19 protein-coding genes are annotated in these 18,858 nt (G+C 54.8%); 12 read left to right on the top strand and 7 right to left on the bottom strand.

Annotated elements, in window-relative coordinates:
• The first annotated feature begins 39 nt into the window (after positions 1 to 39).
• Both F7C11_RS06590 and F7C11_RS06585 read left to right on the top strand, forming a co-directional pair.
• Positions 40 to 1,758 (top strand): chloride channel protein, encoded by a 1,719-nt coding sequence (locus F7C11_RS06590; protein WP_297092123.1) that lies wholly within the window; start codon positions 40 to 42, stop codon positions 1,756 to 1,758.
• 9 nt (positions 1,759 to 1,767) lie between these two features.
• Positions 1,768 to 3,042 carry a TIGR00375 family protein gene (locus tag F7C11_RS06585; RefSeq protein ID WP_297092121.1) on the top strand — a complete coding sequence of 425 codons (1,275 nt, stop codon included), beginning with the start codon at positions 1,768 to 1,770 and terminating at the stop codon, positions 3,040 to 3,042.
• Here the strand turns inward: F7C11_RS06585 and galT are convergent.
• Positions 3,035 to 4,018, bottom strand: coding sequence for a galactose-1-phosphate uridylyltransferase (gene galT, locus F7C11_RS06580; RefSeq protein WP_297092306.1), 984 nt, complete (start codon positions 4,016 to 4,018; stop codon positions 3,035 to 3,037). The two genes, F7C11_RS06585 and galT, sit on opposite strands and share 8 nt — an antisense overlap.
• Positions 4,019 to 4,106: 88 nt before the next feature.
• On the opposite strand from galT, the gene F7C11_RS06575 reads away from it, so the two are divergent.
• The 8 genes from F7C11_RS06575 to F7C11_RS06540 all read left to right on the top strand — a co-directional run bounded on the left by F7C11_RS06575 (position 4,107) and on the right by F7C11_RS06540 (position 12,674).
• Positions 4,107 to 5,072, top strand: coding sequence for a thiamine-phosphate kinase (locus F7C11_RS06575; RefSeq protein ID WP_297092304.1), 966 nt, complete (start codon positions 4,107 to 4,109; stop codon positions 5,070 to 5,072).
• A 40-nt stretch (positions 5,073 to 5,112) separates the two neighbouring features.
• Positions 5,113 to 5,994, top strand: coding sequence for a flippase-like domain-containing protein (locus tag F7C11_RS06570; RefSeq protein WP_297092302.1), 882 nt, complete (start codon positions 5,113 to 5,115; stop codon positions 5,992 to 5,994).
• Positions 5,970 to 7,196 (top strand): glycosyltransferase family 4 protein, encoded by a 1,227-nt coding sequence (locus tag F7C11_RS06565; protein WP_297092119.1) that lies wholly within the window; start codon positions 5,970 to 5,972, stop codon positions 7,194 to 7,196. Before F7C11_RS06570 ends, F7C11_RS06565 begins: the two co-directional genes overlap by 25 nt.
• Entirely contained in the window at positions 7,193 to 7,915 is a 723-nt protein-coding gene (locus tag F7C11_RS06560; protein WP_297092117.1) for a polysaccharide deacetylase family protein, read from the top strand. Before F7C11_RS06565 ends, F7C11_RS06560 begins: the two co-directional genes overlap by 4 nt.
• 24 nt (positions 7,916 to 7,939) lie before the next feature.
• The gene (gene amrS, locus F7C11_RS06555) at positions 7,940 to 8,986 is read left to right on the top strand and encodes an AmmeMemoRadiSam system radical SAM enzyme (RefSeq protein ID WP_297092300.1); all 1,047 of its coding nucleotides are present in this window, start codon (positions 7,940 to 7,942) and stop codon (positions 8,984 to 8,986) included.
• 2 nt (positions 8,987 to 8,988) lie between these two features.
• Positions 8,989 to 9,813 (top strand): hypothetical protein, encoded by an 825-nt coding sequence (locus F7C11_RS06550; protein WP_297092116.1) that lies wholly within the window; start codon positions 8,989 to 8,991, stop codon positions 9,811 to 9,813.
• 200 nt (positions 9,814 to 10,013) lie between these two features.
• Complete coding sequence (locus F7C11_RS06545; protein WP_297092113.1) at positions 10,014 to 11,846, top strand: S-layer protein; 1,833 nt, start codon at positions 10,014 to 10,016, stop codon at positions 11,844 to 11,846.
• Between the two features lie 45 nt (positions 11,847 to 11,891).
• A complete protein-coding gene (locus F7C11_RS06540; protein ID WP_297092111.1) occupies positions 11,892 to 12,674 on the top strand; it encodes a hypothetical protein in 783 nt (260 codons plus the stop codon).
• Here the strand turns inward: F7C11_RS06540 and F7C11_RS06535 are convergent.
• Positions 12,664 to 14,409, bottom strand: coding sequence for a radical SAM protein (locus tag F7C11_RS06535; RefSeq protein ID WP_297092109.1), 1,746 nt, complete (start codon positions 14,407 to 14,409; stop codon positions 12,664 to 12,666). The two genes, F7C11_RS06540 and F7C11_RS06535, sit on opposite strands and share 11 nt — an antisense overlap.
• 87 nt (positions 14,410 to 14,496) lie before the next feature.
• Here F7C11_RS06535 and F7C11_RS06530 point away from each other — a divergent pair, with 87 nt between their 5' ends.
• Positions 14,497 to 15,039, top strand: coding sequence for a ferritin family protein (locus tag F7C11_RS06530; protein ID WP_297068884.1), 543 nt, complete (start codon positions 14,497 to 14,499; stop codon positions 15,037 to 15,039).
• On the opposite strand, the gene rsmA is transcribed toward F7C11_RS06530, so the two are convergent.
• The 5 genes from rsmA to F7C11_RS06505 all read right to left on the bottom strand — a co-directional run bounded on the left by rsmA (position 15,040) and on the right by F7C11_RS06505 (position 18,506).
• Positions 15,040 to 15,861, bottom strand: a complete 822-nt coding sequence (gene rsmA / locus F7C11_RS06525) for a 16S rRNA (adenine(1518)-N(6)/adenine(1519)-N(6))-dimethyltransferase RsmA (RefSeq protein WP_297092106.1) — start codon at positions 15,859 to 15,861, stop codon at positions 15,040 to 15,042.
• Entirely contained in the window at positions 15,858 to 16,478 is a 621-nt protein-coding gene (locus F7C11_RS06520; protein ID WP_297092104.1) for a DUF655 domain-containing protein, read from the bottom strand. The genes rsmA and F7C11_RS06520 overlap by 4 nt, the downstream gene beginning before the upstream one ends.
• Before the next feature lie 68 nt (positions 16,479 to 16,546).
• Positions 16,547 to 16,909, bottom strand: coding sequence for an RNA polymerase Rpb4 family protein (locus F7C11_RS06515; protein ID WP_297092102.1), 363 nt, complete (start codon positions 16,907 to 16,909; stop codon positions 16,547 to 16,549).
• Positions 16,910 to 16,911: 2 nt separating this feature from the next.
• Positions 16,912 to 17,208, bottom strand: coding sequence for a 50S ribosomal protein L21e (locus tag F7C11_RS06510; protein ID WP_088180131.1), 297 nt, complete (start codon positions 17,206 to 17,208; stop codon positions 16,912 to 16,914).
• 137 nt (positions 17,209 to 17,345) lie between these two features.
• A complete protein-coding gene (locus F7C11_RS06505) occupies positions 17,346 to 18,506 on the bottom strand; it encodes a tRNA pseudouridine(54/55) synthase Pus10 (protein WP_297092099.1) in 1,161 nt (386 codons plus the stop codon).
• Between the two features lie 45 nt (positions 18,507 to 18,551).
• Between F7C11_RS06505 and F7C11_RS06500 the strand changes: the two genes are divergently transcribed.
• Positions 18,552 to 18,845, top strand: a complete 294-nt coding sequence (locus F7C11_RS06500) for a transcriptional regulator (RefSeq protein ID WP_297092097.1) — start codon at positions 18,552 to 18,554, stop codon at positions 18,843 to 18,845.
• The last annotated feature ends 13 nt before the right edge of the window (positions 18,846 to 18,858 follow it).

Raw genomic sequence — 18,858 nt, 5'->3', positions numbered from 1 at the left:
AAGCTTAAGCTTTTTATTTGTGATGCCCATACCCCATTGATGACATCGAAACGCGGCTATCTTAAAAAGTGGGGTGTTGTCATCGCTTTTTCCATCCTGGCCGGCCTAGTGGGTGGCTTGGGTGCGATAGTCTTCAGGGTGTTCATAGGCGTCGTTCACAGGCTTTTCTTCGAGTGGCTGCTTCCGAACGTCTCTTACAGTGTGGGGGGCTTCAACGTCGGATACATACTCCTCCCCACCCTTGGCGCGTTCATAGTCACGTTCTTCGTGATCAAATGCCCCGAAATCAAGGGGAACGGCATCCCGGAGGTCATAGAGGCGGTCATATTTAAAGGCGGCAACATCCCCGGAAAGTTTGCCGTTCTGAAAACGGTAGCCACGGCCATAACCATAGGCTCCGGGGGGAGCGTCGGGCGCGAAGGGCCAATAGGGTTCATAGGTGCGGCCTTAACGTCAATCCTAGCGCGCTGGTTCGACATGTCCAAGGAAATGAGGAAGCTCCTCGTGACCTGCGGCCTGGCGGCAGGTATAGCGGGCACCTTCAACACCCCGCTGGCAGGGGCGATGTTCGCCCTTGAGGTCGTCTACATGGGTGCCTTTTCGATAAACCTCGTGCCCATATTCATCGCCGCCGTCACCGGCAACGCGATCACCTTGGCCGTTCTCAACAGGGCGGTGGAGATAGATATCCCCGGCGGGATAGGACACACAATCTTTGAGCTTCCCCTGTTCTTTCTCCTTGGGCTGTTTCTCGGCGTCCTCGCCGCGTTCTATGCCCGGTTCCTTTATGGGATGGTGGATAGGTTCTCAAAGGCCAAAGTGCCCGAGATTATGAAGCCGGCAATAGGCGGCTTTGGTGTCGGTGTTCTCGGGATGCTGTTCCCGGCGTACGGCATATTCGGGATAGGCTACGAAGGCATGAGGATGGCGTTCTACGGGGAGCTGGCGATAGGGCTCCTCATAATTCTCGGACTGGTCAAGATGCTGGCCACCGCCCTGACCCTCGGCTCCGGACAGAGTGGCGGTGTCTTTGCCCCGAGCCTCTACATAGGGACGATGTTCGGAGCGGCCTTCGGCCAGGTCGTAAAGGCATTCCTGCCAGCCCACGCCTCCAGTCCCTCCGTCTATGCCCTTGCGGGGATGGCGGCCTTTTTCAGCGGCATGACTCAGGCACCCCTTACCCAGATACTCATGGTCACCGAGCTGACGAGGAGTTACACCGTTCTCCCGCCGGTGATGACCTCCGCAACCATAGGCTTCCTCACGGCGAGGTTCTTCCTCAAGGGGGAATCCATCTACACCCTCAAGCTCACCAGAAAGGGCTACCATGTAACGACGGGAAAACCGGTCATCCTTGAGACAATATCCGTCGGGGAGATAATGACGGTGAACCCCGTCTACGTTACCGAGGAGCAGACCCTCTTCTACGTGGAGCACCTGATAGGGGAAACCGGACACGACTGCTTCCCCGTGGTCAACGAGAACATGGAAGTGGTGGGAATAATCGGCATAAAGGACATCCTGAAAAAGTCCTCCAGCGTTAAGAGAATGCCTGTGAAGCGCTTCCTTCGCCGCTCCTACGGAGTGACGTATCCGACGGAAACCGCGGAGGATGCCTTTGAAAAGCTCATGGCCTACGACCAGAACCTCCTGCCCGTGCTGGAAAGTCCCAGGAACAGGAAGCTCGTCGGAGTCGTGACGAAGAGGGACATATACCGCGCCTACTACCGGGGCTTGGAGGGTATGTACATAGAATGAGGTGATCCCATGCACGTAGATGCAGACCTTCACATACATTCCCACTACTCGAAGGCCGTCTCAAAATCCATGACTGTTCCAAACCTCGCCGAGAACGCCAGGTTCAAAGGCCTCGGGATAGTCGGGACGGGGGACATACTCAACCCGAAGTGGGAGGAGGAACTGTTGAGGTACACAGAGAAGGTCAGCGAAGGAACCTACGAAAGAAAGGGAATCCGATTTCTCCTCACGGCAGAGGTCGAAGACAGCAGAAGGGTGCACCACGTCCTGATTTTTCCGAACATCTCCACCGTCAGGGAGATGAGGGAGGAGCTGAGGAAGTACTCTGGAGACATAGAGACCGAGGGAAGACCGAGGGTTGGCCTTTCAGCGGCGGAGATAGCCGACATTGCTAATGAACTCGGTGTCCTGATAGGGCCGGCGCACGCCTTTACGCCCTGGACGGCCATCTACAAAGAGTACAACAGCCTCAGGGAGGCATACCAGGGGGCGAAGGTTCATTTCCTTGAGCTGGGTCTCTCGGCGGACTCAGAGATGGCGGACAGGATAAAGGCCCACCACTCCCTGACCTACCTCAGCAACAGCGACGCCCATTCCCCTATGCCCCACCGCCTCGGGAGGGAGTTCAACCGCTTTGAAGTGAAGGAAGCGACATTCGAGGAGATACGGAAGGCCATTCTAAAGAGGGGAGGCAGAAAGATCGTCCTCAACGCCGGCCTTGACCCGAGGCTGGGCAAGTATCACCTTACGGCATGCTCCCGCTGCTATGCCAAATATTCTCCTGAGGAGGCGAGGGGGTTCAAGTGGAAATGCCCGAAGTGTAGCGGCAGAATAAAGAAGGGCGTTCACGACAGAATCCTTGAGCTGGCCGACACGGAAGATAGGCCCAAGGACAGGCCGCCATACCTTCGTCTGGCTCCCCTAGCTGAGATAATCGCCATGGTCATAGGGAAGGGAGTCGAAACGAAGGCCGTGAGGATGATCTGGGAGCGCTTTTTGAAGGAGTTCGGGAGCGAAATACGGGTTCTCGTCGATGTCCCGCTTGAGGGTCTGGCGGAGGTCCACGAGGAGGTTGCAAAGGCCGTGTGGGCGTACAGGGAAGGCAAGCTCATAGTGATACCCGGCGGTGGGGGAAAATACGGAGAGATACGACTGCCAGAGGAGATAAGAAAAGCCAGAATAGATGATCTCGAAACCCTTGAGGTCGAAGTCCCAAAGGAGGAATACCGGCCGAGGCAGACGAGTCTCATGAAGTTCCTAGGGGGGAGCCGGAGGACTAAGTGAAGCACCTGCCCCTTGCGCCGATTCTTTTTATAGCCTCTCTGCAGGCTTCTCTCAGCTTTTCCGCGTTCTCCTCTGGAATTCCATCGTAGGTGAAGTCCCACGTCCCCATCTCCATCCCCGCAGCATATTTGATCCTGCCGTTCTCCCTCAGGATTGGATAGAACTCAACGTGGAGGTGATAGAAATCATAGTTTCCCCTGAACGGGGCCTGATAGACCATCATGGTGTACGGCATGTCCCTCTTCAGGACGGTGTTGAGGGTTCCAGTCGCAACGCGGAGGGCGTCGGCCAGATCTGTGAGCTCCTCATCCACCAGCTGGGTGAGCCACTGGACGTGCCTTTTCGGATAGACATGGACTTCAAAGGGCCAGTTTGCAAAGAACGGAAGGAACACGGCAAAGCTTTCGTTCTCGTATACCGCCCTTTCACCTTTCAGCTCCTCGCGCAGGAGCCTGCAGAAGAGGCACTCGCCGGTGCGTTTGGAGTATTCCCTGGAGTTCTGGACTTTGAGGCGAACCTTGAGCGGTATGAACGGTGTCGCGTAGAGCTGGCCATGGGGGTGGGTCAGACTAACGCCGATTTCCTCACCTTTGTTTCGAAAGATTGAAACGTAGGCAACGTGGGGGTTTCTCTTCAGTTCTGCGGTTATGTTTTTCCATAATTCAACAACTCTGGCCACGGCATGGATGGGAAGCTCATCGAGATCTCGGAGGTCGTGCTCGGGCGTTTCGACTATCACACTGCACTGGCCGAGTGCCCTCGCCTTTTTGTAAAATCCGGCCCTCTCGGGCTTGGGGGCATCGAAGGACAGCATAGGAAACCTGTTCGGAAGCAGAAGAACCTCCCAGCCGTAACCGGTCTCTTCGCTCCCGGGGCAGAAGGGGCAGAAGTTCCTCGGCCTCCACGGGCGTTTCTTCCTCACCGCCGAGACCATGACCCACTGACCGGTCAGAGGATTGTACCTCAGCTCCCTCATCTTTACCACGCACTTACCTTGGTGTCAACAACATAAAAGCTTGGCGAAGGCTTTAAATCACATCACCCAACTGGGAGTGGGGGTAAAGGTGGAGAGGGAGATAATCGAGCTCTTTATGAAACACCTCAGAATGCAGGGTGATTTACCTCTGGGGGACGACGCGGGAGCGATTAAGCTCGGGAACGAGTGGTTCGTAGCGACGAACGACATGCTCGTGAGAAAAACGGACGTACCGGATATAATGACGCCCGAGCAGGTCGGGTTTAAGGCCGTCACCATGAACGTCAGCGATGTAGCCTCCATGGGGGCAAGACCCCTGGGATTCCTCTTCTCCCTTGGAGTCCCCGAGGACATTGACATGGACTATCTGGATGGGGTTGCAAGGGGAATTGGAGATGCCCTCGAATTCTACAACCTTCCCGTCCTGAGCGCCGACACCAACGAGGCAGACGATTTGATAATAGACGGAATCGCCCTTGGGAGAACGAGGAGGCTCCTAACAAGGAGCGGGGCAAAGCCGGGGGACCTCGTCTGTGTAACAGGAGACATAGGACGGGCTTTGGCAGGACTCCTCCTCTGGAAGCACGGGGTTGATGTGCCCGGAAGGGTAAGGAAATCCCTCTATGAGAAGCTCCTCGAACCCAGGGCTCGGGTTACGGAGGGGGTTGAGCTGAGCACCTCAGCGAACGCTGCAATAGACATCAGCGATGGGATCTCCAAAGAACTCCACCTGCTGGCAGGAATGAGCCGGGTAAGGATAGAGGTCGATGCCCGGAGGCTACCGGTGAGGGAAGAAGTCATTGAAGCCGCCCAGGCACTTGGACTGAGCGCCATCGAGATAGCCCTCGCCAGCGGAGAGGAGTTCGAACTCGTCTTCACGATACCCGAGAAAATGGTAGAGAGCCTCCGGATGGAGTTCACAGTAATAGGACGCGTCGAGAAAGGGAGCGGCGTATACATTACCATCGATGGAAAAAGACAGGAGATGCCCCTTCTCGGCTGGGAACACCTTCACAGAACAGCAAAGGGGACGTATAGAGTGTTGTTCCGATAACGTTTTAAAATCCCGAACCGACTTAAGGTAGGTCGTGACTATGCTGGAGAGCCTTATCGCATCAGCGAAGCAGTATTTTTCAGTGGTAGGAACCGCTTCCCTTAAGTACCTGACCCTGGCATTCCTCACGTACTATGTTAGCGTTGTTCTCTACGGCATCCGCTGGAAGCTCGTTCTAAGGGGTGTGGGGAAGGACGCCCCCCTTCACGAGCTCGTCAAGGCCATACTCGCCTCAATCTTCATGAACAACGTCACCCCAATGAGCAGGAGCGGAGGGGAGCTGCTCAGGATGGCGTGGGTGTCCAAGAAGGCCAACATCCCCGCAGGAGTCTCCGCGGTCAGCATAGTCTACGAGCGCATACTCGAGACGATTCCGGTATTTGGCCTGTTTCTCGTTGGGATGATGTATTTCTCATCGGAGGAACCGATCCCCTTCGTGATCCTGGGCATAGCAGGCATATTCCTGATATGGGTTAAATGGGACTCCTTCGTCAGGCTCTCACTCCGCCTGTTCAGAACCCCCGTGACCCCCGAGGAGATGGAGAAAATAACCTCCCTGAGAAACATGCACAGCCTCAACATCATAGCGGTTCTCCTCAGTTCCACGGTCTGGCTCCTCGACGTTGTTCGGCTGAAGCTTATTACACTCGCCTTCGGGCTTCACCTTGCCTGGAGCTTTATAGCGGTCATCTCAATAGCTAACCTCCTGTTTGGCCTCATCGCCTTCACTCCGGGCGGTGTTGGGATAATTGAAGGGGGTCTGGTGGGAACACTCACATACTTCGGAATCCCAATGGCGCTCGCGGTTTCGATAACCCTCCTAGAGCGCTTTGTGTCGTACGTCGCCAGCAGCCTAGTGGGACTAGCGGTCCTCCTGACGTCCGGAGGGGTCGAAATATGGAAAGCCTTAAGATCGCAATAGCATCCGACTGGTTCTACCCTAAAATCGGGGGAATAGAGTCTCACATTGATGAGCTCGCCCGCAACCTCGCTCTCATGGGACACGAACCCTACGTCCTGACACACGATTACCGCTATATGAAGCCATACATAGACAGCTTCCCCTATCCGGTACTCAGGTTTCCTGGAACCCTGTACTTCCGCAAATACCACTCAAGTGTGGGCTTTACACAGTTCTGGAGGATAAACGAACTCTACAAGGAACTGGACTTCGACATCACGCACGTCCACAGTATATACTCCCCCCTCGCGATCGCGGTTTCCAAGATATCCCGGGGAATACGGAACGTCCCCGTTGTGGCCACAAACCACTCGTTCTATGGAAAGCCCCCCCTCTATTCTCTCATCGGAGCATTTGTCAGACATCACCTCAAGAGGATAGACACCTTCGTCGCGGTCAGCACTCCCGTGGCTGAGGACACGCGGAACCTGCTCGGGGAGAAGCTCCGGGGACGTCCAGTCATCGTGGTGCCCAACGGGATAGACGTCAAGAGATGGCGCCCTCCGGAACCAGAAGAGAGGGAAAACGCCAGAAAGAGCCTCGGTGTCAGGGACGAAATCGTCGTCCTGTATCTGGGGAGAATGACCGAGAGGAAGCAGGCCCACAGGATACCTCTTATGATAAAGGGCGCTCTCAAGAAGAGCGGCATCCCCAAGAGAAAGGTAAGACTCGTCATGATAGGTGACGGCCCCATGCGCCCCCTCCTTGAGAAATACCTGCGCGAGACGGGTATTGGTGAGATAACCGAGCTCTACAACTTTATCGAGAGGGGGCGGCTTCTGCCCCTTTACTGGGCGGCCGATATGGTGCTGATGCCCGGAATACTCGAAGCCTTTCCGGTCGTCGGGCTGGAGGCCATGTCAACCGGGAGGCCCGTAATCGGGAGGAACGAGAGCGGCCTATCGGATATGATAGTCCACGGGGTCACCGGCCTTTTAGCGGAGAGCGAGGAGGGCATGATGGAAAACCTCGCCGTCTCGTTCCAAGACAGGGAGAGGCTTATAGCGATGGGCACGGAAGCCCGCAAGCGCGCGGAAAAAGAATTTTCGTGGGACGTTGTTCTGCGTAAGCTGCTGAGGATATACAAACGCACAATCGACATGAGGGACGAGGTCGACAGGAGATACGTCTTCTACAAGATGGTCCGGGGGATTGGCCCATGATGGTCTCGATAACCTTCGATGTGGAGCACGACTGTCCGCCGTATCTCACGACCATGAGGGGGATGGAGGAGGGACTGCCAAAGCTCCTCGACTTAATGGCAGAGAAAAGGGTGAGGGCCACGTTCTTCTTTACAGCCGAGATGGCGAGGCGCTTTCCGGAACTCGTGAGGCGCGTCATCGACGAGGGACACGAGCTGGGGAGTCACAACTACAACCACGAGCGGCTGGACAAGCTCACCAGAGAGGAAGGCGAAAAGGCCATCGAAAAGTCGCTTAAGGTACTGCGTAAGTTTGGGGACGTGGTCTCATTCCGCGCCCCCAACCTGCAGTTCCCTAATTACTATTATGATATACTGTCAAAAAACGGCATTCTTGTGGACTCCTCGAAGGCAACGTACAAGGGCTACCGCGGGGGTGTGAGGTTCTTTGGAGATGTCCTGGAGGTCCCCGCTTCAACCACGTCCTCCGTCATACGACTCCCCTGGAGGATTCAAAGGATTATTCACGGCCGCCTGAGAGAACCCCGAGTTTACTTTGCCCACCCATGGGAGTTTGTCCCCATGCAGAGGGAAAAGATAAGGTGGGACTGCAGGTTCAACACCGGGGATCAGGCCATCTCCCTCCTCGGAAGGCTGATAGACCACTACAAAAGAGAGGGGGCAGAGTTCCTGACGATAAGCGAGTACTACGAAAGGTACCAAAAACTTAAACGGAAGTGAGCCTACTATTCTCCGGTGAGACCTATGCGAGAGGCCATGCACTGGGAGCCGCTTGAGGGCGGAAGGGTGAGGTGCAGACTGTGCCCCATCAACTGCATAATAGATGAGGGCCAGCGCGGTTCCTGTCGGGTGAGAAAAAACATCAACGGAAAGCTTTACACCCTTAACTATGGAAAAGTATCGTCAGTTGCAGCGGATCCCGTTGAAAAGAAGCCCCTCTTCCACTTCTGGCCGGGCTCGTGTGCCCTTTCAGTAAGCACGGTTGGGTGCAACATGCACTGCAAGCACTGTCAGAACTGGGAGATAAGCCAGACGGACGAGAGCTTCCCGTACCTCCATGATGCCACGCCCGAGGGGATAGTCGCCTTGGCCAAAAAATATGAGTGTGAGAGCATAGCTTACACTTACAACGAACCAGTCATCTGGTACGAGTTCGTCCTTGACACGGCCAGGCTGGCCAAGAGGGAAGGAATCTACAACCTCCTTATAACCAACGGCTACATAAACGAGGAGCCCTTCAGGGAGCTCGCCCCTTACATAGACGCCATGAACATCGATATCAAAGCCTTCAGCGACAGGTTCTACATGAGGATAGCCAGCGTCCCAAGCGGTGAGCCGAGCAGGAGGACTGCGGAGATGGCCAAAAAGGAGTTCGGAATCCACGTTGAACTGACTTACCTGATAATTCCTACGCTGAACGATGGGGAGGAGGAGATCAGGGCGTTCGTCCGCTGGGTGATTGAAAACCTCGGCGATGATACCCCGGTTCACTTCTCCAGGTTCTTTCCCCATTACAGGCTGGGCCACCTTCCGCCGACTCCAGTCGAGACGGTTGAAAGGGCGTACAGAGTGGCCAGGGAGGAGGGACTCAAGTTCGTCTACATCGGCAACGTGCCCGGTCACGAGGGCGAGAACACCTACTGTCCCGGCTGTGGCAAACCTTTAATAGTCCGCTGGGGATTCAAAATCACCGAGTATCATGTGAAAGACGGAAGGTGTGAATACTGCGGTGAGCCCATCCCCATAGTGGGCACGTATCGAAAAAAGCGATATAGCTGGATGTGGTGGTGAAATTGGCCGAGATTGAGGTTATTTTTTACATTGAGGGCATAGGCAACGACAAGAAAGTTTTAGAAAGGGCTCTGGAGGAGACTGCAAAAAACCTCCAGAATGAAAAGGGCGTCAAAATTAAGTACGTAAATCTGGAGGAGGTCATGGAAACCCCGGAGGAGGAGCTTCTTAAGTATTCGGGGGTCATAGAAGCCCGGTTGGAGGGGACCCTTGGGGATATAGTCCGGCTGACCCTGCGGTACTCTCCGGCAGTTGTGGAGGTCCTGAGACCCGGAAAACTGGAGATTGAGTCAAAGGATCTCATGAAAACCCTTGGAGAAATCTCACTGTTCATGGGAAAGCTCATGAAACAGTTCGGCGGCCTGGCAGTTTATCCCAGGCTCGACGACATCCCTGACCCGAGGATAGGCTATTCAAGGGAGGAGATTGAAGAGCTGATCGTTGAGGACAGGAACATCCTCTACCGCTTCGTCGTTGAGGTCTTCGGAGAGAACGAGGAGGGCATAAAGACCACCATGGGAAAGGCCCTCACCATTGAAGGATGCAAGATAAATAAGCTCGTCGTCCAGGGACAGATGGAGGGGGATAACTTCAAAGGCCTCCTCGCGGCGGAGCTTCTGTCACCGTTTGAGACGCTCGTTCAGCTGACCGCAAAGTACGCCCCCGTTGCTATCTCCATAATAGAGCCTGAGATTATAGACATCACGGCCAACGAGCTCCAAAACACGCTGACAGACCTCGGTGGCTTCGTTAATGAACTGGTTACAAGGCCTGTGAAGAGGCAGCTCATGGAGAAGAAGAACACGGAGTTCAAATTGAACCCGTGATATTATCGGCAAAAGGCGAAAAGCCTATAGGCATTTAATTAAGCTTCCTTTCATTTTTACGGCAATGAGCGAGCTTTTTTTAAGCAGAGAAAGGGTCTGAAAGCGAAAAGTATATATACCCTAACCGGGTAGAAAGTCATTGACAATGCATATTAGACCATCCTAGGGCGTAAGCCCAAAGTTAAGGAGGTGTTGGGAAAATGAAAGTGAAGAAGATCGCGGCCCTTGCAATTGGTGCCGCAATGGTTGGAGCCACCATGGGCTTTGCCAGCGCTCAGCCGACCGTTCCGAACATACCGAAGGACTTCTTCGTTAACGCCGATGGAACCCCGAACGTTAAAATCGTCGTTGGAAGTACCGCTGCTGCTATGGACGTTGCCAGCGCCGCTGACATTGCCGTTGCCCTTGGCAGCCTGCTCTACACCACCGAGCAGGCCGAGATCCAGAACGGCTACGTCAAGGTCAAGGCCGAGTACCCGCCCGCGACCATCGACAGCTGGGCCATCTACGCCTACAACTACACCACCATGACCGTTGACCACGGCCTCACCATCAACGGTAGCGAGAACTGGGCCACTACTTATGACGAGCTTCCGGGGGACTACTGGTGGAACGGCGCCGCCTACGTTGACACCTACGCCCAGTGGAAGGACTGGTTCACCGTCACCACCACCCTCGCCGACAGGGACAAGATAAACGACGAGCAGCTCATCGACTGGCACATCACCCTCAGCAAGATAGGCCTCAGCTCCAAGGACCCGAGCACCTGGGACGAAACCAGGCCGCCCAAGGACGCTGACCTCGTCGTCACCCCGGGCAACGTCACCGTCTTCGTTGACTACAAGCTCTACAACTACAGCGTGACAACCACCGAAGAGATTAGGGCCGAGTACCCCGAGTGGGGCGTTCCGGCCGAGTACCAGAACGTTACCAACTACTACATCGGCGACGCCGCAAACGTTGCCGCTGACGGGGGAACCATCGTCAGCACCTACAGCGAGGGCGTCGGTGCCGGTGACACCTTCACGGTCTTTGGCGAGACCTACTACGTCCTCAGCGTTGACAACGGCCAGTTCACCGCCGGTCTCGACAAGGGTACCGCCTGGTACCAGGTCGGCCAGCCACAGGCCATCGAGGGCACCGACTGGATCGTCACCGTCCTCGACATAAGCATCATCGACCAGAGGGCCCTTGTCACCGTCAAGAACGCCGTCACCGGCCAGGAGAGCGACCAGCTCATCCTCACCAAGGACTCGGCCGTTGACGTCTTCGGCGACGGAAGCGTTATCCTCACCCTCAGGGACACCTTCGTCGGTATCGACGGCCACCTCATCGCCAGCATCGAGGCTCAGGTCGACGTCAAGACCTACGCCAACGATGGAGTCAGCAACATCATAACCTACGACGGCAAGACCTGGGAGATGACCATCAGCACCGCCAACGTTAGCGGCACCTGGTACATCACAAACATCACCCTCACCAACCTTGATACCCTCGAAGGCAACCCGGTCGACATCTTCGGCACCTACAACCTCTGGTACAAGTTCGAGCTGAAGACCCTCAACGAGGCCGATGTTAACTACGACATCGACGGCAACGGCACCATCGATGACGTTGACCGTGTCGTCGCCTACGCTTACATCTGCCTCAAGGAGAAGGAGGGCACCGTCGTCGAGAAGGAGCTCGCCGCTGGCGACCAGGTCCTCGACACCGACTACTACGTCGAGGGCATCTACGGCGACGTCACCATGCTCAAGCCGGTTACCCAGCCGATAACCGTCATGGACTACGAGGTCAACATGGACGACCCGGGAAGCAACCTCATCCTCATCGGCGGTCCGGTTGCCAACAGCATCACCAAGTACCTCGTTGAGCAGAACATCAGCCAGGTCGACTGGTACAACAGCCCAGGCGACATCGAGTACATCCAGAACGCCCTTGGAGGCTACGACGTCGTCATCGTCGCCGGTGCTACCAGGGACGAGACCAAGGTCGCCGCCGAGGCCCTTATGGAGTACATCGCTGGCCTCTGAAGGCCTTCCCTTCTATTTTAATTCCCTTTTCTGGGGGTTTTAGAATTGGATCAAAGGAGACTCGCAGCGGTTCTTGTAGTCCTCATAGTCGTTGTGGCTCCAATCAGCTACGTGCTGTACTCGTACCATAACTTCAGCACCGTCCTTAACCCCGGAGCGCCGAAGGCATCAACTCACTACGTGATGATATACACCCCCTCCGGCCAGTTCTACGCCCTGACCGCAGAGCAGTACCAGAAGCTGATCGAGGAGGGCACTAAACCCCCTGCAGGTTCAAAGCTTTTCAACATCACGGTGGACAGCTACATCACGGGCAGTCCAGAGGTTGACCTCAACCTGACGCTCAGGAGTGTTTATGAGTACTTCACAATCGTGATGGGAGACCCCTCCGTGACCAACTGCAAGGACTCCCCCCAGCTGTACGTGGGTGACTGCAGGTACAGAACCCTCGCCGTTTCGGAGATATCCGGCGTGGTCTCCAACATATTCACGACAAACTACTACATCAAAGGACTCCAGATGGGATACGACAACGCCACAGCCAAGCAGTACGCATTTAACCAGACGTGGCTCAGATACAGAAAAACCTATCTGAACTTCTGGACCAAGGTGGACATCGGGCGCGGTAAAATAGGAAACGAGAACCACCTCGCCGTCATCCTTATCGGCCCCGCAGAAGACGCTAAGGAGAACAGGATATTCGCTCCGCGCAAGGGCGTGCTCGTGATAGAAGGAACGACAGACGAGACATTGAGGGCAGAGGTCGTTCTCATCGAGAACATCATCAGGTTCTCATGGCCCCAGAACAGCACGGCCACTACAGGCTGATTATCCCCTCCAGCATCTTCCTTTTCTCCTCCCCCACAACCTCAAAGAACTCATCTTTGTCTCTAAACGGCCTCTTGGAGAGTATCTCCACGACGTTTCTCTTTCCGATGCCGGGGAGGTACTGGAGAACCTTGGAGGACTCGGTGTTCACGTTCACCGGCACAAGGATTCCGGTTATGCTCCTGAATCCATGGTCGACTATCAGAACGTCGTAAAACCTGTTCAGCCCAACCCTCTTGGGAATACCGACTATTAGGGGGTAGCTCCCTATCTGTCTTCCGTATGTGAGCCCGTTGTCGAACACCTCCGCACGGACGTCTCGAAGCACCGTCCCAACGGGAACAACGCGCTTCAGCATTGGGAGGTCTATCTCGTGCCGTATTTTGTACTTATAGTGCTGGATGAGCTTTTTGTGCTTTTCAGTCTTGAGCTTGCCTTTGAGGTGCCACAGCGGCGTGCCTGGGAACACGACAACCTGCCGGATGTTTATGCGCCTCACCATCAGCCCATCATCCAGGAGGCGCTTCAGGAACTGGAACGTTAGCTCGTAGCTCCTCTTGGTCTCCCCCGGAAGTCCGAAGAGGATATTTATTCCCGGAAGAAGCCACGGCATCCCGTTTGGCCCCCTCCTTCCGCCGACCTCGTTGAGAACCTTAACGGCTTCATAGGTTTCCTCAGCAGTCGCGTTGAGGTTGTTAAGCTTGGCCACCCTTGGGTCGGCGCTTTCTAGGCCGAAGGCGACCACGTTACCGGGGGTCCCATATTTTATCAACGCCTTCGCTATCCTGACGGCCTCCTCGGGATAGTTGGCTATAACCGCCGGGTTAGCGTTGTCAACATGGAGAGTCTTGACGTCAGGCGCGGCGGAACGGATTCCTCTAAAGAGCCTTTCAATTGCGTCGGGATTGGGAACCGGAACGCGGCCGTTCGGTTTTGCCATGTAGGAGAATATGCAGCTCTGCCTCCCAACACGGAAGTGCCTAACGCCGAGCCGGTAAAGGGTCTTGACCTCGTCCACGATGTCTTCGATGGGCCTATCCTCTATCGAGCTGTACCTCACGGGTTCAGTGCAGAAGGAACACCCACCTATTCCCATGGCCTTTGGGCATCCACGCTGGGTCTCAATCTCAACTATAACGAAATCGGGATAATCCGGAAACTGCCTAACGACTTCGGCACCGAGAAGAGCGTAGTCCCGCAGTTCACAATAAGTTCTGAAACGGAAGGGGTCTGCCTCGCCGGGATTCTTAATGAAGTCGTGGAGAAACGCCTCCAAGTCACCGTAGACTATGTGGTCGAAAACCGCACTGGCCAGCATCAGTTCGCGGGAACTGATCTTTGTACCGCCGCTGTGTGCTGATCCCATGAACGCAGGCCCGCCGAGTACTTTAATCCCCCCAAACGGCCTGAGGAACCTTGCAACTTCCTCAACCTGTGAGGGCACTGCAGACAGGTATTTGCCCGGAGTGTGGAGCCCCCCTATGTATACCAAAACATCGGCCTTTTCGAGTATCCTTCTTGTCTCCGGAAAGTTTGGAGTTTTGTTCTTGGTAGCTATTCCTCTATCCCCCTCGAACGTTGCCCTGAGGTCATCTATGGTGAGGTAAAACACCCGGGCGTCATGCCTGGCCTTTTTAATGGCACCGTACGCATAGCGGGGGTATATGCCCAGATAAGGGGGAACACCCAGTCCAGCGGGCTCGTCGGTGTAGCCATCGATGATAGCTATTATCATGGTCTGGACTTCTCAAACTCTCTTAAAAAACAATCGCCGGCGAAAGGTATAAACGCTCCCAAGTCGTAATATCAGCAGGGGATCGTGATGAAGAGCCCTCATTACAGAACCGAGGAGGAGAAGGCAAAGTTCCGGAAGATACTGGAAGCGATATCCAAACTCAGCCATAAGGAGATGCTCGCATACTGGATGGATTCAGAAGTAAAGGAAGCGGAGATGTATTACAGGCTCCACCAGCTCAGCAAGGAAGTCAATTGGGATGAGATGGTGTCCAAGCTGTTCTTCCAGCTTTACAAGGAGAGCCTTGGCCACGCAGAGGCACTGCTCAGGATGTTCAAGGAGATATTTCCCAACGAAAAGCCCCCAAGAATTACTCTCCCGGCACTCGAGGTACAGATGTCAAAAGAAAAGCTCAGGGACATGGTTTATCACGGAGACCTTAAGGACATCCTTGAATACCTCATGGGAACTGAGCGCCTGGCACACGACGTCTACCGCTATTTAGCCGAGAAAACGGAGGACGAGAACACCAAGGCAACATTAATATGGCTCGCCAACATTGAAAACGGCCACTACCAGAAGCTGAAGAACGTGTACACCACCCTGTTTGGCGAGGAACCGTCGGAGTGACTACTTTAGGATTCCCTCGGACCTCAAGAACTCCTCAATCTCCTTGACATCCTCGGGGGACAGCTGAAAGACTCGCTCCCCTGCATGAGGTATCCTCAAAAACACGTCCCTGACCTTCTTGAACTCCCCCCTGCTCAGGCCCAGCATGTGGTGGGACTTCTTCAGGGCTGCCAGGGCAGTGCTCCGGCGGTGCTGGAAGAGGGCCCTCACTAAGTCCTCGCTGAGCTCTATTCTCTCGTCCACAGGCTTGGGTTCAAGAACCACCACGGCCGAGTCAACCTTCGGCTTGGGCCAGAAGGCCCCTCTGCCTATCTTCTCCACAAGCTCAGCGTGGGCCTTAGCCCGGATCATGAGAGAAAGACGGGAGTAATTTTTGTCCCCGGGCTTTGCCACCATCCTCTGAGCGAACTCCAGCTGGTATATGAGAACCGCCCGCTCAAATTCATGTTTCAAAAAGCGGAATGTTATGGGCGACGAAATCTGGTACGGGAGGTTTGAAACTATCTTGTTGAACTCTGGGAACTCGACCTTCAGCGCATCGCCCTCTATTATCTCAACGTTTGGCCAGTCGTACTCCTTTTTGAGTACCTCAACGAGTCTGCGGTCTTTTTCGATGGCGTAAACTTTTCCGGCACGTTTGCTGAGGGCATCTGTGAGGACTCCAAGGCCGGGCCCAATTTCGAGGACGTGGTCTCTTTCGCGCAGTTCCGCCCGCTCAATGTTCCTCTCAATTATATCGGGGACTATCAGAAAGTTCTGACCAAGGTCGGAGTTTGCCTTCAAATTGTATTTGGAAATAAGGAAAAAAAGGCGCTCCCTCATACGCGGAATATCCTCCTTGAACCGACGAAGAGCCTGTACCTGTCCTTGCCTTCAAGTTCATCGACGACTCTCTTGGCTATCATCTTTGCCGGGTCGGGAAGCCCCTTAACGCGGTGACGAAGGTCTTCGAAGCTCTTGAACGGCTCCTTTTTGCGCTCGTCGATTATCTCCCACATGTGCTTCTTTCCTATGCCGGGGAGCAGTTCCAGGCTGTGGAGTCTGTTGGTTATGGGGGGAGCAACGTTGAAGAACTGTATAAATCGCTCCTCGTTATTCTTGACTATCTCCTCGACAACGTACGGGAGCTCGGCTTTAGCGGTGGCAGTGAGGTCATCGTAGTGAATCTTCTTGTTTATCATGAGAATCTTATCCCTCTGCCCCTTACCGATGAAAACCCTTTCATAGAGCATAAGATCCTCCTTCGGGGCAACCTCAAGGAGTGTGAAGGCCTTTTCACCTATAACCTGCGCCACGGGCTTACCGCTTCTCCTTCCGGTGCTTAAATCGGTGTAGCCCTCCGGCAGATAGTCCAGCACGTAGGCATACTCCTCATACTCAACATTCCGCCTCTTCTTTTCGAGGCTTTCCCTGTAAGAATGTCTCCGGTACCTATCCATAGTCTCTCCCCCAGAAATTATACCCCCCGGAGTTTTTATACTTTGTCTAGGAAAAGGAAAAGAAGAGGTCACTCCCTGTAGTCGTCGAGGAGCCTTATTATCTCCCCGGCCTCCTCTTTGGTGGGCATGTAATCCTCCTTGCTGAAGATTATGCGTATATCAAAGTAGTCCTCGGGCATCAGATCAACGAGCTTCGCGGCGAGCCTTTCGTCGATCCAGTCGAAGAGCCCCATAAGCTTTTCCTTCAGCTCAATCGCCTGCTCTGGTTTAAGCTTGGCAAAGCGCTCGGCATGCTCGAGGCTAACCCTGGCCTCGTAGAACATCGGCTCCTCAGGGTTCTCCTCCATACCCTCCGCCTTGCGCCTTTCGAGGAGCTCCTTGGTCTCGGCTACCGTAAGGTACCGCTCCTCCAGCTTTTTTCTCCCAATCATGCTCATCCCTTCTGGGCCCTGAGGTGAACCGGGTGGATGAAGAAGGTCTTAACCTTTCCGCCGTCCTTAATCTGGACGACGTAGGCATCGCCGCGCTTGCCGACAACGGTTCCGGTTCTTCCGTGGAACCTCGGGTCGGGCATTCCCCTGTGGTAGCTCGGCTCGATAACTATGTGGACCTTCTGCCCGGTCTCGAACTCCTGAAGGAACCTGGTGAGAGGCGGAAGCCCCCTTCTCCTGGGGCTCTTGCTGAGCTTACCGCGGGTCTTCCTCCTAAAGCTGTGGGCCTTTTTGACCATTCCTATCACCTCACAGATTTTTTTATCCATCGCGCAACGGACGCAGAGGCGTATCCAGCTTTTCAAACCTTTTCGGCATATCAACTAAGCCTGTTATGGCTTCGCTATCCAATCGGCGAGAACCGTTTATAAAGTTTTCAGTCATCGAGAATGTTCAGCACGTCCAGCCTTTCACACCATGCCGATTTTCCGAGTAGATCGCTCACCGAAGGCTTTGTGCGCCCCCTGTCCCCGGATATAAGCTCCTTGATGTACAGACCCCCGTCCGTGACGAGCTGGAGCTCAAAGTGATTCCCATCCAGCCACCTTGCCTCGGCCTCGTGAACCCTCCTGATCCTGACCCTGTCGGCCCTGGCCTTTCTCACACGCCATGGAGTCCGCTGATGGATCTCAATGCCTCTGAGCTTTTCTGCAACAAGTTCAGCCTCCTCCGGGGTCACCCCCTCATCAACACGAACGAGGGCGAGGTACTCTTTGCGGTGATTCCGGGTGAGGACTTCCTCGGCCTCTTTTGGAGAAACGAAGCGAAGATTCAGAACCTCGACCTTTCCGCTTGCGTTTATCTCCCTCGCTATTGCGTCCAGATCAAGGCCCCTGCGCCTGGGACGTTTGATTTCAACTATGAAAGGTCGCCCGTTTCCGAGCATCCGGACGTCAACATCTTCCCTCCCGGCACCCTTGAAAACGCACTTTCCTCCGGATGCCCTCGAAAACGCACGGCAGATTATTGAGGCGACGCTGTCCTCGAATTCAGGCAACGGCGTCTGCGGAATGCCACGCAAGAGCTTCCGGTAGCGGCCGTAAACGTAGAGAGGGTTTATCTGGAGCTCAATTTCACCGGAATACGGTTCAACGATGAAAACCACGTCGGGACTGCCGGAGGTCTCCTTTCCCGTTGCCCTCCCGAAGGCCTTTCCAAGCTCGCGGTTGAACTCACGGTTTATCGGCTCGGCGGTCTCAATTCCAAATTCCCGCCAGATGTCCTCTTCCATCTCACGTACTTCCTTCGGAAAGCGAGAACCTACGAGGAACGTCTCGAACTCGATGCCGGAAGCGGCCTTTTTCATACTCCCGACAAGCTCGGGGATTCTCTCAAATACGTTGGCACACAGCTCACACTTTTCCGGCTCTTGAATCGGAGGCAGACCTCGCCTGGAGCGCTCCATGTTGAGGACAAACCGTATAGCCCTTCCGCGCTCCTCGTTCGTCCCTCTGCCGAGCTTTGCAAAGAGCCTGCCCAGGCAGTGATTGCAGAGTCCGCGGGACTTAAGAACCATTTCGGTGTTCTCGATTATCATGCTCCCACCCTAAGCTTTATATCCCACCATTCAAAGCTTCTCGCGATGATGACTCGTAGGCAGCGCATAATAAAGCTTTTGGAGGAGAGGGATTACTCGCCGGGAGAACTTGCGTTAGCCCTCGAACTGAGGGGCAGGGGGGCGAAGAAGGTCATAGTCGAGGATCTGAAGGCCATCCAGAGAACCCTAAAGCGTGAGGGAAAGGTGCTCCTCATAAAACCCGCCCAGTGCAGGAAGTGCGGATTCGTTTTCAGGCCTGAAATCCACCTTCCCTCCCGCTGTCCAAGGTGCAAGTCGGAATGGATAGAGGAGCCAAGGTTTAAGATTGAGGCCAAGTAGTTGTCATTACGAC

It is taken from the genome of Thermococcus sp. (assembly GCF_015521605.1).
Taxonomy (GTDB): domain Archaea; phylum Methanobacteriota_B; class Thermococci; order Thermococcales; family Thermococcaceae; genus Thermococcus.
This window is presented reverse-complemented; position numbering and strand designations above follow the sequence as displayed.

Coding starts and splice junctions, on each gene's coding strand:
- F7C11_RS06500 (WP_297092097.1), top strand. CDS start 18,552: ATGATGACTCGTAGGCAGCGCATAATAAAGCTTTTGGAGGAGAGGGAT.
- F7C11_RS06590 (WP_297092123.1), top strand. CDS start 40: ATGACATCGAAACGCGGCTATCTTAAAAAGTGGGGTGTTGTCATCGCT.
- F7C11_RS06585 (WP_297092121.1), top strand. CDS start 1,768: ATGCACGTAGATGCAGACCTTCACATACATTCCCACTACTCGAAGGCC.
- rsmA (WP_297092106.1), bottom strand. CDS start 15,861: ATGAGGGAGCGCCTTTTTTTCCTTATTTCCAAATACAATTTGAAGGCA.
- galT (WP_297092306.1), bottom strand. CDS start 4,018: ATGAGGGAGCTGAGGTACAATCCTCTGACCGGTCAGTGGGTCATGGTC.
- F7C11_RS06535 (WP_297092109.1), bottom strand. CDS start 14,409: ATGATAATAGCTATCATCGATGGCTACACCGACGAGCCCGCTGGACTG.
- F7C11_RS06565 (WP_297092119.1), top strand. CDS start 5,970: ATGGAAAGCCTTAAGATCGCAATAGCATCCGACTGGTTCTACCCTAAA.
- F7C11_RS06560 (WP_297092117.1), top strand. CDS start 7,193: ATGATGGTCTCGATAACCTTCGATGTGGAGCACGACTGTCCGCCGTAT.
- F7C11_RS06530 (WP_297068884.1), top strand. CDS start 14,497: ATGAAGAGCCCTCATTACAGAACCGAGGAGGAGAAGGCAAAGTTCCGG.
- F7C11_RS06520 (WP_297092104.1), bottom strand. CDS start 16,478: ATGGATAGGTACCGGAGACATTCTTACAGGGAAAGCCTCGAAAAGAAG.
- amrS (WP_297092300.1), top strand. CDS start 7,940: ATGCGAGAGGCCATGCACTGGGAGCCGCTTGAGGGCGGAAGGGTGAGG.
- F7C11_RS06545 (WP_297092113.1), top strand. CDS start 10,014: ATGAAAGTGAAGAAGATCGCGGCCCTTGCAATTGGTGCCGCAATGGTT.
- F7C11_RS06570 (WP_297092302.1), top strand. CDS start 5,113: ATGCTGGAGAGCCTTATCGCATCAGCGAAGCAGTATTTTTCAGTGGTA.
- F7C11_RS06515 (WP_297092102.1), bottom strand. CDS start 16,909: ATGATTGGGAGAAAAAAGCTGGAGGAGCGGTACCTTACGGTAGCCGAG.
- F7C11_RS06510 (WP_088180131.1), bottom strand. CDS start 17,208: ATGGTCAAAAAGGCCCACAGCTTTAGGAGGAAGACCCGCGGTAAGCTC.
- F7C11_RS06505 (WP_297092099.1), bottom strand. CDS start 18,506: ATGATAATCGAGAACACCGAAATGGTTCTTAAGTCCCGCGGACTCTGC.